This window comes from Caulobacter sp. KR2-114 (genome assembly GCF_049446115.1).
Lineage (GTDB): Bacteria > Pseudomonadota > Alphaproteobacteria > Caulobacterales > Caulobacteraceae > Acaudatibacter.
The window spans coordinates 1,207,103-1,224,059 of the sequence record NZ_JBMSEC010000002.1 but is presented as its reverse complement, the minus strand read 5'-3'; the positions used below and the strand labels follow the sequence as shown (position 1 = coordinate 1,224,059).

Annotated in this window: 15 protein-coding genes; 7 read left to right on the top strand and 8 right to left on the bottom strand. The window is 72.4% G+C overall.

Annotated elements, in window-relative coordinates:
• Positions 1-8 precede the first annotated feature (8 nt).
• Positions 9-6,857 (bottom strand): NF038122 family metalloprotease, encoded by a 6,849-nt coding sequence (locus ACO2Q3_RS12045; protein WP_423306830.1) that lies wholly within the window; start codon positions 6,855-6,857, stop codon positions 9-11.
• Between the two features lie 251 nt (positions 6,858-7,108).
• On the opposite strand from ACO2Q3_RS12045, the gene ACO2Q3_RS12040 reads away from it, so the two are divergent.
• The 4 genes from ACO2Q3_RS12040 (at position 7,109) to ACO2Q3_RS12025 (ending at position 9,205) form a co-directional block, all read left to right on the top strand.
• A complete protein-coding gene (locus ACO2Q3_RS12040; protein ID WP_423306829.1) occupies positions 7,109-7,564 on the top strand; it encodes an ArsI/CadI family heavy metal resistance metalloenzyme in 456 nt (151 codons plus the stop codon).
• 62 nt (positions 7,565-7,626) lie between these two features.
• Positions 7,627-7,980, top strand: coding sequence for an ArsR/SmtB family transcription factor (locus tag ACO2Q3_RS12035; RefSeq protein ID WP_423306944.1), 354 nt, complete (start codon positions 7,627-7,629; stop codon positions 7,978-7,980).
• Positions 7,977-8,534, top strand: a complete 558-nt coding sequence (locus tag ACO2Q3_RS12030; RefSeq protein WP_423306828.1) for an arsenate reductase ArsC — start codon at positions 7,977-7,979, stop codon at positions 8,532-8,534. The genes ACO2Q3_RS12035 and ACO2Q3_RS12030 overlap by 4 nt, the downstream gene beginning before the upstream one ends.
• Entirely contained in the window at positions 8,531-9,205 is a 675-nt protein-coding gene (locus ACO2Q3_RS12025; RefSeq protein WP_423306827.1) for an aquaporin, read from the top strand. The genes ACO2Q3_RS12030 and ACO2Q3_RS12025 overlap by 4 nt, the downstream gene beginning before the upstream one ends.
• A 120-nt stretch (positions 9,206-9,325) precedes the next feature.
• Here the strand turns inward: ACO2Q3_RS12025 and ACO2Q3_RS12020 are convergent, their stop codons facing one another.
• Both ACO2Q3_RS12020 and ACO2Q3_RS12015 read right to left on the bottom strand, forming a co-directional pair.
• Positions 9,326-10,267, bottom strand: coding sequence for an NAD-dependent epimerase/dehydratase family protein (locus ACO2Q3_RS12020; protein WP_423306826.1), 942 nt, complete (start codon positions 10,265-10,267; stop codon positions 9,326-9,328).
• A 275-nt stretch (positions 10,268-10,542) separates the two neighbouring features.
• Entirely contained in the window at positions 10,543-11,433 is an 891-nt protein-coding gene (locus ACO2Q3_RS12015; protein WP_423306825.1) for a LysR family transcriptional regulator, read from the bottom strand.
• Between the two features lie 287 nt (positions 11,434-11,720).
• On the opposite strand from ACO2Q3_RS12015, the gene ACO2Q3_RS12010 reads away from it, so the two are divergent.
• Positions 11,721-12,134, top strand: a complete 414-nt coding sequence (locus ACO2Q3_RS12010) for an SgcJ/EcaC family oxidoreductase (protein WP_423306824.1) — start codon at positions 11,721-11,723, stop codon at positions 12,132-12,134.
• Positions 12,131-13,039 carry an oxygenase MpaB family protein gene (locus tag ACO2Q3_RS12005; protein WP_423306823.1) on the top strand — a complete coding sequence of 303 codons (909 nt, stop codon included), beginning with the start codon at positions 12,131-12,133 and terminating at the stop codon, positions 13,037-13,039. Before ACO2Q3_RS12010 ends, ACO2Q3_RS12005 begins: the two co-directional genes overlap by 4 nt.
• Positions 13,040-13,051: 12 nt before the next feature.
• On the opposite strand, the gene ACO2Q3_RS12000 is transcribed toward ACO2Q3_RS12005, so the two are convergent.
• Positions 13,052-13,480 carry an SRPBCC domain-containing protein gene (locus ACO2Q3_RS12000; protein ID WP_423306822.1) on the bottom strand — a complete coding sequence of 143 codons (429 nt, stop codon included), beginning with the start codon at positions 13,478-13,480 and terminating at the stop codon, positions 13,052-13,054.
• Complete coding sequence (locus ACO2Q3_RS11995; protein WP_423306821.1) at positions 13,477-13,815, bottom strand: ArsR/SmtB family transcription factor; 339 nt, start codon at positions 13,813-13,815, stop codon at positions 13,477-13,479. The genes ACO2Q3_RS12000 and ACO2Q3_RS11995 overlap by 4 nt, the downstream gene beginning before the upstream one ends.
• Positions 13,816-13,963: 148 nt before the next feature.
• On the opposite strand from ACO2Q3_RS11995, the gene ACO2Q3_RS11990 reads away from it, so the two are divergent.
• Positions 13,964-14,542 (top strand): hypothetical protein, encoded by a 579-nt coding sequence (locus ACO2Q3_RS11990; RefSeq protein ID WP_423306820.1) that lies wholly within the window; start codon positions 13,964-13,966, stop codon positions 14,540-14,542.
• Between the two features lie 4 nt (positions 14,543-14,546).
• Here the strand turns inward: ACO2Q3_RS11990 and ACO2Q3_RS11985 are convergent, their stop codons facing one another.
• From ACO2Q3_RS11985 to ACO2Q3_RS11975, 3 genes are all read right to left on the bottom strand, one after another.
• A complete protein-coding gene (locus ACO2Q3_RS11985) occupies positions 14,547-14,873 on the bottom strand; it encodes a DUF1905 domain-containing protein (protein ID WP_423306819.1) in 327 nt (108 codons plus the stop codon).
• A 180-nt stretch (positions 14,874-15,053) separates the two neighbouring features.
• Entirely contained in the window at positions 15,054-15,866 is an 813-nt protein-coding gene (locus ACO2Q3_RS11980; RefSeq protein ID WP_423306818.1) for a hypothetical protein, read from the bottom strand.
• A gap of 30 nt (positions 15,867-15,896) precedes the next feature.
• Positions 15,897-16,922: an alpha/beta fold hydrolase gene (locus ACO2Q3_RS11975; protein WP_423306817.1), complete on the bottom strand. Its 1,026-nt coding sequence runs from the start codon at positions 16,920-16,922 to the stop codon at positions 15,897-15,899.
• Positions 16,923-16,957: the final 35 nt, after the last annotated feature.

Sequence of the window (16,957 nt, the reverse complement as noted above, 5' to 3'; positions counted from 1 at the left end):
GCGCCGCCTTATCCGATCAGATGCCACCCCGCCCCGGGGGCGCCGAAGGTGGCGCCGCCGGTGATGTGGTTGTCGTTGAGGGTCCAGCTGGCGAGATTGCCGGAGGCGTCCTGGAAGAGGATGTCGGCGCGGCCGTCGCCGTTGAGGTCCATCAGGCCGGCGAAGCTCCAGGTCCCGTGCGGGGCGCCGATGTCGCCGCCGCCGATGATCTGCGTGCCCGAGAGGTCCCAGCTGGCGTATTCGCCGCTGGCGTCCTCGAACAGCATGTCGGCCTTGCCGTCGCCGTTGAGGTCGCCCAGGGCCTTGAAGCTCCAGCTGCCGCCTGGATTGCCGATGTCGCCGCCCGAGACGATCTGGGTGTCGTTCATCAGCCAGGCGGCATAGGTCCCGGTGGTGGTGTTCCTGAACAGGATGTCGGCCTTGCCGTCGCCGTTGAGGTCGCCGACCCCTTCGAAGACGTAGCTGGAGCCGGGCGAGCCCAGGGCGCCGCCGCCGACGATGGCGTTGCCGTGCAGGTCCCAGGTGGCCAGCTGGCCCGAGGCGTTGCGGAACAGAAGGTCCGACTGGCCGTCGCCGTTGAAGTCGCCCGAGGCGACCAGCGTCCAGCCGGCGCCGGGGTTGCCCAGGCTGGTCCCGCCGATCACGTGCGCCCCGTCGGTCAGCCAGGTGGAGACCGATCCGTTGGCGCCCTGGAAGGCCACGTCGCGGCTCCCGTCGCCATTGAAGTCGCCCAGCACCTGGGTCGCCTGGCTCCCCGGGGTTCCCAGCGTCCCGCCGCCGACGATCTGGCCGCCGTTGATCATCCAGGTGGCCCAGGTCCCGTTCGAGTTGGCGAACACCAGGTCGGCGAAGCCCTGGCCGTGGTTGATCCCCATCGGCGTCCAGGCGCTCCCCGGATTGCCCACCGTGCCGCCGCCGACGATGGCGGTGTCGTTTAAGTCCCAGGTGGCCAGGGTCCCGTCGGTGTTGCGGAACATCAGGTCCGACTTGCCGTCGCCGTTGAAGTCGCCGATCTGCACCAGGGTCCAGGCGCTGCCGGGATTGCCGATGTTGCCGCCGCCGACGATCGAGCCGCCGTTCAGGTCCCAGCTGGCGTACTGGCCCGAGGCGTTCTCGAACAGCATGTCGGCCTTGCCGTCGCCGTTGAAGTCCCCGGTCCCGGCAAAGCTCCAGCCTGACCCCGGAGAGCCCAGCTGCGCACTCTGGGCGATGGTGGTGTCGTGCATCGTCCAGACGGCGTACTGGCCGGCCGCGTTCTCGAACAGGATGTCGGCCTTGCCGTCGCCGTCGAAGTCCGCCACCGCCTTGACCGCCCACGACGCCCCCGGCGAGCCCAGGTTCCCGCCGCCGACGATGCTGGTCCCATTGAGGTCCCAGGTCGCCAGCATCCCCGCCGCGCTCTGGAACAGCACGTCCGACTTGCCGTCGCCGTTGAAGTCGCCGATGCCCACTTCGCTCCAGCCCGCGCCGGGGCTGCCGAGGCTCCCGCCGCCGGCGATGATCGCCGAGCCGTTCAGCTGCCAGGTGGCGAGGCTCCCCGCGGCGTTCGCGAACAGCACGTCGGCCCTGCCGTCGCCGTTGAAGTCTCCCGAGCCGACATAGCGCCAGCCCGACCCCGGAGACCCCAGCGTCCCGCCGCCCGAGGCGATCGCCGCGTCGTTCAGCTGCCAGGTCGCCAACGTCCCGCCCGCGCCCAGGAACAGCGCGTCCGACCGGCCATCGCCGTTGAAGTCGGACGGCGGCGGCGCATGCGCCTGGATGCCCAGCGGGATGGTCTTGTCGGTGAACACCAGGGTCTGCACCCCGGTCAGGGTCAGCGTCCCGTCGGTCCCGGCGTTCACCGTCCAGACCCCGTTGTTCAACGACCAGCTCGCCGCCGTCGACGCCTCGTCGAACTGGATCGCCACCTGGCCGCCGCCGCCGGTCACCGAAAGCTTCAGGTTGGCGCCGTAGCCGGCCTTCTGGACGTGCACGGTGGTGTTGGCGGCCCCGGTGAAGATGGTGTCCGTGGCCGTGTAGCTGGCCGCGACGCCGCTCTGGATGAAGATGTCGCCCTGAAAGACGCCGTTCCTCAGGTCGATGTTCTCGCTGGCGTCGTAGGCGTAGATGTTGCCGACAATCTTCCCCGTGCTGCTGACGGTCCCGCTCGCCGTGCCGAGCACGATGTCGCCGTTGATCGTGCCCGAGTTGATGATCTGGAGCGGATAGCCGTTCGGTCCCTGGGAGACGGGATCGGCCTCGACGATGGCGCGGGCGGCGGTGATGGTTCCGGAATTGTCGATCACCTGGGCGCCGTAGGGCCCAAGACCCACCACCCGGATGCCATCGTCGAGCGCCGAGGCGTTGTCGGTGCTGACGGTCAGGACGCCCTTGTTGACGATGCTGGCGGTCTTTCCACCGGCGCTGAGGAAGCTGACGATCTGGAAGCCAATGGCCGAGCCGGAATTCGAATGGACCGTGAGCACGCCGTCGTTCTCGAGCAGGCCTCCGCCCTGCGCCGAAAGGCCTTGCGCCGCCCCGCCGCCCGACACGTGGATCACGCCCGAGGCGGCATTGAGGAAGTTCCAGGGATAACCGCCGCCGGCCACGGCGAAGGCGTAGCCTGTGCCGGTGATGTTCCAGGTTCCCTTGTTGACGACGTCGACGATCCCGGAGAGCGCCCGCACGCCGTCGGCCTCGCCATTGGTGGCGACGACGGTGAGGCTGGCGCCGGCTTCGGTGGTGAACACCGCGCCGCTGGAAGGTCCGCCGCCGCGGCAGGACAGGCCGATGGCGTTGGCCGAGGTGACGGTGATCGAACCGGCGTTGTCGAGGCTATGCAGGTCGGGGAAGCCGCTCGCCGACTGCTGGCCGTTGTCGTCGAAGCCCACGTCGGCGCTGATGGCCACCGTTTGTCCCGCCTGGACCTTGTAGGCTGCGATGAAGGAAACCGTGGTCCCCCCGACGGGTGGGGGCAGGGACGACGGGATCGTGGGGCCCGACGGCGGCGTCCCGGTTGAGAACACCAGGTTGGCGCCGGTCAGGGCGGAGGGCGCCGTGTTCTTCAGCAGGATGCTGTCGGTCGCCGACAGGGTGATCAGCGTGTCGGCGCCCTGGGCGACGATCGACTGGGCCTGGGCGTAACCGAAGACCTTCAGCACATCCTGGTCGTTGTTGGCGCCGAAGTCGGTGACCACCAGCTGGTGATCGCCTGCGGCGAACTCGAAGGTGTCGGCGCCGCCGCCGCCCGTCATGGTGCCGCCACCGGCGCCCGCCACCAACACGTCGGCCGCCGCACCGCCGATCAGCGTCGACGACCCGGCGCCGGAGATCAGGGTGGCCGATGTCGCACCGGCCTTCAGCGTGTCGCCGAAACGCGAGCCGACCACCTGCTGGATATGGCTGAAGCTGTCGCTGACGCCGCCGCCGGTGGCCGTCCCGGCGCCCAGGTCCACCGTCACCCCGCCGCCGGCGGCCGCGAACGACAGAGTATTGACGCCGCCGCCTCCGTCGATGGCGTTGGTCCCGGCCCCGGTGAAGAAGGCGTCGTCGCCGGCGCCGCCGGTGAGGGTGCTCGTCCCGCCCTTGGCCGAGGTGACCACGGTCTCGCCGTCGGCGCCCAGGGTCACCTTGTTGGTCCCTGCGCCGAGGTAGATGGGGCCGGTGAGCGTGCCGCCGCCGCCGTCGTAGGTGATGACGCCGTCGCCGAACCACACCGCGCCGGCAATCTTGCCGGTGTTGTGCAACTGGTCGTCGCCGGCGCCGAAGCGGATGTCGCCGTTGACCTGGCCGCTGTTGTTGATGACCAGCAACGGAGCCTGGTTGGCGCTGTTGCCGTCGAGCACCTCGGTGATCGCGTCGCTCGCGGTGATCGTGCCGCTGTTGTTGAGCGTCGTCGTCATGCTGTAGAGGCCGGCCACGACGACGCCGCTGGCGCCCGAGCCGGTGACGGTGATCACGCCCTCGTTGGTGATCGTGTGGCCCTCGGCGCCGTCGATGTAGATGCCCGTTGCGCCGAAGCCGTCGACGGTGAACTGCCCGTCGTTCTCGATCGTCCCGCCGTTGTTCAGATAAAGGCCGTAGGCCGCGCCGTCGGACTGGACCTTGAACACCCCGCTGGCGGTGTTGTTGAACTTGAAGTTGGTGTCCCAGGTGTCGACGCCATAAGCGGAAAACAGCGATCCCGTCGCCTTCACCTGGAAGAGCCCGGCGTTGGTCACGTCCGGCGAGGCGTCCTGGCCGTAGACGCCCCGCGCGGTCCTCTGGACCCCGGTGACCAGGAAGCTGGCGCCGGCCTCGTTGATGAAAATGGCCGACCCCTTGAGCGTCGTGGGGTCGACCAAGATTCCCGCGGCGTCCACGGTCCCGCTGGCGGTGATGTCGACGACGCCGAAGTTGTCGATCGAGTTGAGCTGGACCGAGAAGTTGCTGCTCGGCGTGTCCGTATCGATCAGCGCGAACTGATTGGTCGGGGTGATGGCCAGGTTGAGGGTCTCGTCCGCGTGGATGGTCAGCGCCGAGTCCACGGTGACCGCCGTCGTGCCGAACACCGGCGGGGCCGGCGGCAGCGTGGAGGTCAGCGGCGGCGGGCCGGCCGAATAGACGATATCGCCGCCGGTCAGCGCCGAGGCCGTCACGCCCTTGAGCAGGATGGTGTCGCCCGACCCCAGGGTGACCAGGGTGTCGGCCCCCTGCTGCTGCACCGACGCGGCGTGGGCGTAGTCGTAGACCTGGATGTGGTCGACGCCCGATTTGAAGTCGGTGATCACCACCTGGTGGTCGCCGGCGTCGTAGACGAACGTGTCGGCGCCGCCGTTTCCGGTCATCACCGCCCCGCCAGTCCCCGCGACCAGGGTGTCCCCGCCGGCGCCGCCGATCAGGGTGTCGTAGGCGGCGCCGCCCACCAGCCTGGCGGCCGTCGATCCGGCTTTCAGCGTACTGGTGAAGTCGCTGGCGATCACCGCCTGGATGTTGGAGATGGTGTCCGTGCCGCCGGCCGAGGCGGTTCCGGCGCCCAGGTCGACGAGGACGCCCGCCGCCGAGTCGGCGAAGGACAGGGTGTTGAAGCCGCCGCCGCCATCGATGACGTTGGCGCCGCGCGCGATGACGATCACGTCGTCGCCGGAGCCGCCGGTGATGGTGTCGGCGCCCCCGCCGCCGAAGACGGTTTCGCCATCATTCCCCAGATGCGCCGTGTTGGTGGCGCGACCCAGGTAGATGCCGCCGATCTGCTTGCCGCCCGCTCCGTCGTAAGTGCTGTTCTGGTCGCCGTAGAAGATGGCGCCGGCGATCATGCCGGTGTTGTGGATCTGCGCCGTCCCGATGCCGAGGACGGTCACCCCGACGATGGTCCCGGAGTTGGTGATGGTGATGGGCGGCGCGAAGTACGGGGAAATGTCGCTGGGGTCGACGTAGAAGGCGTAGTCGCCCTGGATCACGCCGCTGTTGACGTACTGGAACTGGCCGGAGGAGGGCTCGATCGATACGGCGATGCTGCCCCAGCCGCCGGTGTTGGTGGCCCGGATGGTCCCGGAGTTGTTCAGCCCGCCGCCGCGCACCCCCAGGGCGTGCGCCCCGGTGACGTCGATCAGGCCGGCGTTGATCAGGCCGCCGCCCATGTTGATGCCGTCGGCCTCGTAGGCGGACCAGACAATGACCTTGCCGGTGGCGTCGTTGGTGAAGGTCTCGGACGCTTCGTTCTTGGCGCCGACCGCCGCGCCCTGCAGCGAGACCACCTGGATCAGGCCGGCGTTCTCGAACGGCGCGGACGGGTACCCGCCCTGGTAGCCGAAGGCCACCCCGGCGGCGGTCGTCGACTCGACGTAGATGACGCCGGTGGCTGCGTTCTTGACCGTCGGGACGCCGAAGTTGCCCGAATTGTCGAGAATGCCCACCGGCACGTCGCCGTTGTTGACGGTGATGACCTCGATCGTTCCGGCGTTGGTGAAGGACGGGCCGCCAGAGATCGAGATGGCCGGCCCGCTGGTGACATAGGCCGTCTGTCCCTGGGCGAGGGTGGTGTCCTGGCTGACGGTCAGGCCGCTGCCTGCGCCGCCGGCAGGCGTGGGCGTGGTCGGCGGGGTGTTCCTGTTCGGATGATACCCCAGCACGTCCATGAGGCGCAGGTCGGTGGCGGAGATCAGGTCGGCCTCGTTGGGGCCGCCGAAGGCGTCGAAGGCGTCGCCGGTGACGGTCTGGCTCCAGTCGCCGGAGTCGCCGCCGTTGACCGGGTTGTCGAACGGCAGCAGCAGGGTCTGGCCGTCCACCGAGAATGAGCCGGTGGCGGACGACGGGTTGAGCACGCCCGGGGCTGTGTAGCGGAACAGGTCCAGCGCGCCGTAGACACTGGAGCCGTCGCCCGGCTGGTAGCCGAGGAATGAGGTGCGGCCCAGCACCTCGGTGATCTCGTGTTCCAGCGCGCCGATGGCGTCGACCAGGCCGGAGGCGGCGCGGTTGTTGGGATCGAAGGTGAAGGCGGTGGTGGAATCCAGGCCGACGTAGCCGTCGATCTGGCTGTCGGTGGGATCGACCAGGCCCAGCGCCTTGGCCTCGGCCGTGGCGATGAAGAAGGTTCCGCCGTGGGTCGGGTCGGAGGCGGGCAGGGCCTTGGCCGCGGCCAGGGCGTCGGCGGTGGTGGCGTTGGCCCACAGCGCGCTGCGGAAATCCGCGTAATTGAGGTCGATGCCCGACGACAGGCTGGCGCCGATCGATCCGGCGCCCAGGCTCTGGCCGCCCACCTCTCCCCAGCCGAAGGCGATGTTCACCGTGATCGGCGCGGCGAGGGTCTGCTCCAGATAGTTCACCGCCGCCTGCACCGCGGCCTTGAACCCGGCCGGCGCGTTGGCGGCGCTGGCGTCCCAGGTGATGTTGATCTGCATGCGTCCCCCCGACACGGCCGTCTGGAGACGCGCCAGAGCTACATCAGCCCTGCAGACCCGAAACGCAGCCGTAACGACGCTATCTACGGGCGAGGTTTTCCCGTCGTCAACGAAAGGCGCGTGACACGCGCGCCGCCGCCGCTCCGTCAGTCCAGCTTCCCCGGCATCAGGCGATCCTGCCCAATGTTGACGCTTGACTATTCGGTATTTCCCGAAGTATCGATATGACACATGCCGCGGGAGGTAACCCCATGAAGCGCCTGCACCTGCACGTCAGCGTCCCCGATCTGGACCGCGCGATCGCCTTCTACGCCACCCTGTTCGACGCCCAGCCCAGCGTGGTGAAGCCGGACTACGCCAAATGGATGCTGGAGGACCCGAAGGTGAACTTCGCCATCTCGCAGCGCGAGCGGGCGGTGGGTATCGACCACGTCGGCATCCAGGTGGACGGCGCCGCCGAACTGGCCGAGCTGGCCGGGCGGCTGAAGGCGGCGGGCGAGACGACCTTCGACCAGAGCGGCGCCACCTGCTGCTACGCCCGCTCGGACAAGAGCTGGGTCAGCGACCCGGCCGGGGTGCGCTGGGAAACCTTCCACACCTTCGGCGAGGCGACGCAGTACGGCGAAGATGAGCCCGCCCCCGCCGCGCCTGCCGCCGTGACCGCCGCCGCCCCGGCCTCCGGCGGCTGCTGCGGCGCGCCGGCATGAGCGGCGAGGGGGCGCTGGCCGCCCCGATCGCGCCGCCCGCGGCGCCTGCCGCGGTCGAGTCCATGGACCCCGCCGCGGCGGTCGTGGCCCTCTCGGCCCTGGCGCACGAGGGCCGGCTGGAGGTGTTCCGCCGGTTGGTCCGCGCCGGGCCCCAGGGCCTGCCGGCGGGCGAGATCGCCCGGGCGACCGGCGCCCTGCCCAACACCCTGTCCGGCAACCTCGCCATCCTGGCCGGCGCCGGGCTGGTGGCCTCGCGGCGCGACGGCCGATCGATCATCTACAGCGCCGCCTACGGGCGGATGGCCGGGCTGCTGGCGTTCCTGATGGACGACTGCTGCGCCGGCGAACCCGAAATCTGCGCCCCGCTGGCGGCCATCGCCGAGCGGGGGACGCGCTGCTGCCCGGTGGAACCATGACCGCGACCAACCTCACCTCGAGCAAGCCCCCGATGAACGTGCTCTTCCTGTGCACCGGCAACTCGGCCCGCTCGATCCTGGCCGAGGCGATCATGAACCGCTACGGCCGCGGCCGCTTCCGCGCCTTTTCGGCCGGATCGATGCCCACCGGCGTGGTCAATCCGCACGCCCTGGCCCTGCTCAAGGGGCTGGACTATCCCACCGAGGGCTTCCGCTCCAAGTCGTGGGACGAGTTCGCCGCGCCGGGCGCGCCGAAGATGGATTTCGTGTTCACCGTCTGCGACGACGCGGCCAGCGAGGTCTGCCCCATCTGGCCCGGCCAGCCGATCAGCGCCCACTGGGGCGTGCCCGATCCGGCCCGGGCCAAGGGCTCGCCGGCCGAGATCGGCGTCGCCTTCGCCGACACCTACCGCATGCTGCACAACCGCATCGGCCTGTTCCTGAACCTGCCGATGGACACCCTGGACCGGATGTCGCTGCAGCATCGCCTGGGCGAGATCGGCCGGTCGGTGGATGAGCCCGCCGCCGCCGCGCCGCCGGCGGGGGCGGCGTGAGCGCGGGACGCCGGATCGCCGCCGAGGCGCTGGGAACGGCGCTGCTGCTGGCGGTGGTGATCGGCTCGGGGATCATGGGCGAGCGGCACGCCGGCGGAAACGTGGCCATCGCCCTGATGGGCAACACCCTGGCCACCGGCGCGGCGCTGGTGGTGCTGATCGGCGTGCTGGGCCCGCTCAGCGGCGCCCACTTCAATCCGGCCGTCAGCCTGGTGTTCGCCCTGCGCCGCGAGCTGTCGCCGGCCATGGCGGGCGGCTATGTCCTGGCCCAGACGGCGGGAGCTGTGGCCGGGGTGCTGCTGGCCCACGCCATGTTCGGCGAGGCGCTGTGGCAGGTGTCGGCCAAGCTGCGGGACGCCCCCGGCCAGGCCCTGTCCGAGGCGGTCGCCACCTTCGGCCTGCTGCTGACCATCCTGGGCGCCCTGCGCTTCCGGCCCGGCTTCGTCCCGGCGGCGGTGGGGCTCTACATCACCGCCGCCTACTGGTTCACCGCCTCGACCTCGTTCGCCAATCCGGCGGTGACCCTGGCCCGGTGCCTCAGCGACACCTTCGCCGGCATCGCCCCGTCGTCGGCGCCGGCGTTCATCGCCGCTCAGCTGGCCGGCGCCCTGGCCGCCTGGGCCCTGGCCGGCTGGCTGTTCGCGCCCGAGGCCGAGGCGGCGAGCGCCTGACCGGCCAGGCCGGCGCGGCCCCTCACCCTCCCACGCCCTGACGGGCGCGGGCCCCTTCCTCTCCCTGCAGGGAGGGCCCGGTCGCGCAGCGATCGGGAAGGTGAGGGGCCGCGCCGCCTCTCAACCCGCCGCGGTCGCATAGGCCCGGGCCGTGGCCGCCGCGCCCTCGGCATAGGGCGTCGGCGCGAGGCCGAAGCGGCGCTGGAACTTGCCGGAATCGACCACGTACGGCCGGTCGAAGGTGAAGCGCACGTCGTTCACCTCGCGCAGGAAGCGGACGGCGAGGCCCAGGACCGGCAGGGTCCACAGCGGGATCGCCGCCACCCTCAGCCGCGCGCCGATCGCCCGCGCGCCCAGCGCCAGGATCTGGCGCGGCGTCAGGGTCGGGGCGCAGGGGACGTTCCAGGCCTGGCCATAGGCGTCGTCGCCGGTGTCCAGCAGCGCCAGCGCGGCGCGGACGATGTCGGGCACATAGGCGAAGTCGTGTGGCGTGTCCGGCGGGGCGATCAGCATCGCCGGCTGGCCCGCAGCCACGCGGCCGAAGCCGGTGGCGCCGATGTGCGAGACGTCCACCCCCGGCCCGTAGAAGTCCGGGCAGCGCAGCGCCGCCACCTTCAGGCCGCGGCCGGCGGCCGCCTGCCACTGGCGCGTGACCTGGCTGAGGATCGCCGGCTTGTCGCCGCGGTCGCTCAGCGGCATGGCCTCGGTGCGCGGCGCGGCTTGCGGGCCCAGCTGGTAGAGGTTGTCGATGAACACCAGCCGCGCGCCGGCGGCCTCGCAGGCGGCCAGCACATTGGCCATGGTCGCCGGCCACACCCGCCGCCACAGCCGGCTGTCGTAGGCGAAGCCCACCGACAGCACCACCTGCCGCGCCCCGGCCGCCGCCCGGGCCACGGCCGCGGCGTCCAGGATGTCGGTGGCCATGAACTCGGCCCCCTCGGGAAGGCCCGCGCCTTGCGTGCGCTGCGCCACCCGCACCCGCTGGCCCCGCGCCAGCAGCGCCCGCGCGATCGGCCCGCCCACCGCGCCGGCCCCGAACACCACCGTCAGATCCTCGCCCATCACCGCTCTCCGCCATCGCCGGCCCACGCCAGCCTCGGCGACAGGGATGCGCCTTTCCGGTGGTGTAGAAAATTGCGGGAATACGTGGCGTCGATATACGGAAAACAACGAACCTGGTCCTGCGCGGCAGCCCCCATCCCCCGCTTCGCGGGGACTTCCCCCAGTGGGGGAAGAGAACGGTTCTCCTCCCCCACTGGGGGAGGGGGACCGCCGAAGGCGGTGGAGGGGGCTCCAGCTGGGCGCGGACGGTTCTTCGCGGCGCCCGGGGGAGGGCGTCAGCCCTCGATCGCGGCGGTCAGGCCGTCGGCGATGGCGTCGAACGTCGCCCGGCAGCGGGGGCTGGACTTCAGATCCTCGTGCATCAGCACCCAGGTCTCCATGTCGAAGCCGACCGCCTCCGGCAGCACCGCCACCAGGGCGGGATCGCGCCGGGCGACGCCGGCCTGGCACAGGCCGATCCCCAGGCCGGCGCGGATCGCCGCCAGCTGCGCCAGGTTGGAATCGACGCGCAGGGCGAAGTCGGCGCGGCGGAACTGCGGAAGGCCGCTGGCCAGGGCGCGGATGAACGGGGTCTCGCGGTCGAAGCCGATCAGCTCGTGCCCGGCCAGCCCCGCCGGGTCGGCGGGCGTCCCGCGCCGCGCCAGGTAGTCGCGATGCGCGAACAGACCCAGGCGGATCGACGGCAGCCGGCGGGCCAGCAGCACGTCCTGCTGCGGGGCGCCGTTGCGCACGGCGATGTCGGCCTCGCGGCGCAGCAGGTCGTCCAGGGCGTCGGTCAGGCTCAGCTCGATGGCCAGCGCCGGGTGCCTGCGGCGCAGGCCCGCCAGGACCGGCGGCAGCAGCTCCACGCCGATGATCTCGCTGGCGCTGATCCGCACCGCGCCCTCCACCCGCCCGGCGCCGTCGGCGGCGGCGCGCACGAAGGCCGCGGCGTTGGCGGCGATGGTCCGCGCGTAGGGGATCAGGCCCACCGCCGCCTCGGTGGGCGACAGGCCGCGCTGGGTGCGCAGGAACAGCGCCGCGCCGACCGCCGCCTCCAGGGCGTCGACGTGCCGCGCCAGCGTCGGCTGCGTCAGCCCCAGCCGCCGCGCCGCCGCCGACAGCGAGCCTTCCTCGGCCACCGCCAGGAAGCTCTGAAACAGACTCCAGTCCGGTTCAGTGTTCATGGGTTTACGTATAGCCACGCAGGCGGCCGGGACAAAATCGTGGAGGGGAGGGGGGCCACCGCGACCGCTGGCGCGGCCCCTCACCTTCCCACGCCCTGCGGGCGCGGGCCCCTTCCTCTCCCTGAAGGGAGAGGAGTCTCTTTAGGAAGGCCGCAAGGTTGTTTTTCCTCTCCCTCGAGGGAGAGGAAGGGGCCCGATCGCGCCGCGATCGGGAAGGTGAGGGGCCGCTCCGGCCTTGCCGCTGGCGACGCGCGCGCAGGCCTGCCATGCTGGCCGGCATGGCCCCCATGATCCGACCCGAGGATGCGCCGCAGGCCTTCGCCGACGCCTGGAACGCGCACGACATGGCCGCGCTGGGGGCGCTGTTCCACGACGACGCCACCTTCGTGAACCGCTTCGCCACCTTCACCCGCGGGCGCGACGCGATCGTCGCCCTGCACCGGGGCATCCACGAGACCGTCTATCGCGACTCCACCCTGACCAACGAGCCGATCGAGGTCCGGCCGCTGGGCGAGGACGCCGCCATCGTGCAGTTCTGGAGCCGCCTCGCCACTGGCCCCGCCCACCCGGCCGGGCCGCATCAGGTGGACACCCTGCTGCTGCTGGTGCTCACCCGGCGAGGCGGCGCGTGGGCGATCCAGGCCGGCGAGAACGTCACCCTCAGCAACCCCCGCACCGGGGAGCCGGTGCTGCGCGGATGAGCGCCCTGACCCTGCCGCTGCCGATCCAGGCCCGCGTCGAGGCGATGGCGGCCGGGTTCCTGCAGGCGCAGGGCATGCCGCCGGCCGACTTCGCCACGCCCGTGGGCGAGCCGGCCCTGGTGGCGGCGGACGCGGTGTCGTGGCGGGTGTTCAAGAACCCGGTCGGCCTGTTCATCGGCGGGGTCGCCGCGGTGATCCTGGAGCTGGCCGAGCCGCGCGTGCGCGCCGGGGTGTGGGACCACACGACGTTCCGCACCGACCCGGTGGCGCGGCTGCGGCGCACCGGCCTGGCGGCGATGGTCACCGTCTATGCCGCCCGCTCGCGCGCCGAGGCGATGATCGCCGCCGTCGGTCGCCGCCACGCCAAGATCACCGGCCTGGCCGACGACGGCCGCGCCTACGCCGCCAGCGACCCGGCGCTGCTGGACTGGGTGCAGGCCACGGCCAGCTATGGCTTTGCCGAGGCCTACCACCGCTTCGTGCGGCCGCTGTCCGCCGCCGACCGCGACCGCGCCTGGGCGGAGTCGGCCCCGGCCGCGCGGCTCTACGGCGCCGTCGGCGCGCCGCGCTCGCAGGTCGACTGGGCCGCGCAGCTGGCCGCCATGCGTTCGGCGCTCACCGCCTCGCCGGTGGTGGCCGAGTTCCTGCAGATCATGCGCCAGGCCCCGGCGCTGCCCGGGCTGGCCAGGCCGCTGCAGCCCCTGCTGGTGCGCGCGGCGGTGGACCTGATCCCGCCGGACGTGGCGAGGGGGCTGGCGCTGTGGCGCGAACCCGGTCTCTCACCCGCCCAGGCCGCGCTCGTCCGCGCCGCCGCCCGCGCCGCCGACCGCCTGTGCCTGCGCAACGCCCCGCCCGCCCAGGCCTGCGTGCGCCTGGGCCTGCCGGCGGACTGGCTGTACCGCTAGGGTAGGGCGCCTCTAACGCGCCAGCGTCTCGCCCAGGCGGTCCAGCAGCACGCCCCAGCCCTGCTGGCGGCCGGGGGCGCCGTCGCTGGGCGGCATCACGCACATCTGTTCGGTGAAGGTCAGCCGCGTGCCGGCCTCGCCGTCGTCCTCCAGCACGATGGTGGTCAGCGAGACCGTGTGCACCCGCCCGTTCAGGGCCATGGAATAGGCCAGCACGATGCGCCGCCCGGGGTCGATCTCGAAATAGCGGCCAGCGTTGACGTGCTCGCCCATGGCGTCGTGCGAGACGCCGCGCTCCTCGCCGCCGACCCGGAAGTCCAGGCTGTGCTCGCCGCGCGAGAACCAGGCGGCCTTCAGCGCCGGATCGGCCCAGGCGGCCCAGACCTCGGCGCGCGGGCGCCCATAGCGCCGTTGCAGGGTGAATTCGCGGTGCTCGGTCATGTGCGGTCGTCCTTGCGTTCGAGAAAGTCGCCCAGGTCGTCGAGGCGGCGGGCCCAGGCGGCCCGGTGGGCGTCGACCCAGGCCTCGACGTCGCGCAGCGCGGCCGGCGCCAGGGCGACGGTGCGCACCCGGCCGGCCTTGCGGCTGGTCACCAGCCCGGCGCCCTCCAGCACCTTCAGGTGCTTCAGGAACGACGGCCCGGCCATGCGGTGCGGCGCGGCCAGGTCCGACACCGACGCCGGCCCGCGCGCCAGCCGCTCCAGGACCGCCAGGCGCGTGGGGTCGGCCAGGGCGGCGAAGATCGCGGGCAGGGGCTGTGGTTGATAGGTATCCATATGGCTATCTATTGATGCGATCCGGCGCGGTGTCAAGACGGGTATCCAGATGGCTATCTGTTGCCAGCGCCTTAAGCGGGGGCCAAGCTCACAGGCCGGCCCGCCGCAGCGGCGCCGGTTAGGGGAGAACGGCCCCAGGGAGATGGCTATGGCGGCGACCTTCGAGCTTGCGGCGTTCGTCGACGACTGCCGGCGGCTGGCGGCGGGGCCGCACGGGCCGGCGCGGGTGCTGGAGCGGATGCGCGAGGCGCTGGCGGACCCCGCCGGCATCGCCGCGGCGGTGCAGCCGCTGACCCCCGGCGTCGGCGCGCTCGATGCGCCGCTGCACCGCGCCGACGACCTGACGGTGCTGAACGTCACCCTGGCCCCCGGCCTCGTCACCATCCCGCACGACCACGCCATGTGGGCGGTGGTGGGCATCTACCAGGGCGAGGAGGTGAACACCTTCTACCGCGAGGCCGGCGCGGGCCAGCCGCTGGCCGAGGCCAACCGGCGCCGCGTGCCGGCCGGCGAGGCGATCCTGCTGGGCGAGGCCGTGGTGCACGCCATCGAGAACCCCCTGGCCACCCCGACGCTCGGCCTGCACGTCTACGGCGGCGACCTGATCGGCGCGCAGCGGCGCATGTGGGACGGCGCCCTGGACGGTCCGCACCCGTACGACATCCCGCAGTTCTACCGCTGGAGCCGCGAACTCGCCCTGTCGAGGCGAGCGGCGGCGGGCGCCTGAGGCGCTAACCCCGCCGCGCGGCCAGGGTCAGCTGTACGGCGACGTGGTCGCCGGCGGTTATGGCGGCCTGGCGGCGGACGGCGGCCTTCAGCGGCAGCAGGTAGGTGTCGTCCTTCGGGAAGAGGGCGGTGGTGAAGGCGACCCCGTTGGCCTGCGCTTCCACCGGGATCATCCCCCAGCCATAGGTCACCGCCCGCATCACCGCCCGCAGCTCGGCCGCCACGTCCGGCGGCGCCGGGGCGTAGAAGAACGGCGCCGGCCCGCGCCATTCGATCACCTCGGTCTCGAAGGCGATGCGGATCGGGTCCGGGTCATCGGGGGCGGCGCTCATCGGCGGCGATCCTGCCACGGCCAACGCCGCGTCGGCCAGCGGCGGCGGCGGCCCCCTCCACCCCCTTCGGGGGTCCCCCTCCCCCAGAGGGTCCCCAGAGGGGGAGGAGAACGGTTCTCTTCCCCCTCTGGGGGAAGTACCGGCGAATCCGGGGATGGGGGCTCCCGCGGAGAACCGCCGTCAGCCGCACCACAGCGCGCCCTTCACCAGCCGCGGCTTCGGGCAGGGGCCGGCCGGCAGGGGCAGGGGCTGGCCGGGAAGCCACAGGCCCAGGCGCTGCAGGATGTTGGGCATCTCGGAATCGATCACCGCCAGCGGGTTGCCATCGCCATAGCGGGTGGCGCTGCGATAGCGCAGCACCGGACGGAAGGCGCCGCCGCCGGGCGATAGCCGGCTGACCGTCACCCAGAAGCCGAACGGCGCGTTCGGCGTCGGCTCGGCCGAGATCACCGCCCCGGCCAGCGGCCCGCGCGTCACGAAGCGGGCGTCCTGGTTGTTGTTGCGCCCGGTCTGCAGCGCATAGACCGGCTCGAAGCGGTCGGCCGCGCGGCGATAGGCCAGCAGCTGGTACAGCACCGCCTGGTCGCCGTTGGCCCCGGGCAGGCTGGAGGTGCGCAGCCACAGCAGCGGCGTGGCGCCGGCGCGCACGATGCGGGCGTCATCCAGATTGTGCGCGTTCCAGTAGGCGTCGGTCAGGTTCGGCAGCGGCGCGACGCACGCCCCGCCGGACGGCCTGGCCAGGCAGAGGCTGACCGCCCCCGGCGCGGTTTCGCCGTCGAAGTTGGGATCGGGGACCTTGGGGCCCTGGGTCGCCACGAACCGCCAGGGCGTGCGTGTCGCGAACGGGCCGGTGAGGTCCAGGCTGGAGATCACCGCCGGCGGGCCAGCCTGCGCGGGCGCGGCCCCGGACGAGGGCGCTTCGGCCCGTAGCGGCGCCGCCCAGACGCTCGCCGCCAGCGCCAGGCCGATCACCACCGTCACCCTGCCGATCATGCGCGCGCTCCCCGGACTGCGCGCGCAGCATCACCCGGCCAGCCGCGCCGCGTCCAGCACCGCGCGGGCGAAGTCGGCGGGAGCCTCCTGCGGCAGGTTGTGGCCGACGCCGCCGGTGGCGGTGCGATGCTGGTAGGGGCCGGTGAAGCGGGCGCGGTAGGCCTCCGGCGGCGGGTGCGGGGCGCCGTTGGCGTCGCCTTCCATGGTGATGGTCGGCACGGCGATCGGCGGCGCCTGCGCCAGCTGCGCCTCGATGGCGTCGTAGCGCGCCTCGCCCGGCGCCAGGCCCAGCCGCCAGCGGTAGTTGTGGATTGTGATCGCCACGTGGTCCGGATTGTCGAGGCTGGCGGCGCTGCGCTCGAAGGTGGCGTCATCGAACCGCCACTGCGGCGAGGCGGTCTGCCAGATCAGCCGGGCGAAGGCGTGGGTGTTGGCCGCATAGCCGGCGCGGCCGCGCTCGGTGGCGAAATAGAACTGGTACCACCACTGCAGCTCGGCCGCCGGCGGCAGGGGCTTGGCGCCCGCCGCCTGGCTGCCGATCAGGTAGCCGCTGACCGAGACCAGGGCCTTGCAGCGCGCCGGCCAGAGCGCGGCGACGATGTCGGCGGTGCGCGCGCCCCAGTCGAAGCCGCCGATCACCGCCTGGCGGATCGACAGGGCGTCCAGCAGGTCGCGGGCGTCCACCGCCAGGGCCGCCGGCTGACCGTTGCGCATCGCCTGGTCGGAGACGAACCGGGTGCCGCCATAGCCGCGCAGGTGCGGGACGATCACCCGATGCCCCGCCTGGGCCAGGATCGGCGCGGCCTCGGCGAAGGCGTGGATGTCGTAGGGCCAGCCGTGCAGCAGCAGCACCGGCGCGCCGTCCGCCGGCCCGAGCTCGGCATAGGCGACCTCCAGGTCGGCGGTGCGCACGCGCTTCAGCGGCGGCAGGCCGGCGGCGGCCGGGGACGCCGTCTGCGCCTGCGCGCCGGCGCCCGCCAGCAGCGGCGCCGCGGCCAGGCCGGCCGCGCCGAGGGCCAGCAGGTCGCGGCGGCGGGTTTCCAGGGTGTCGGACATGGTCAGGCTCCTCTTCCCCTTCGGCCGGGGCGTTC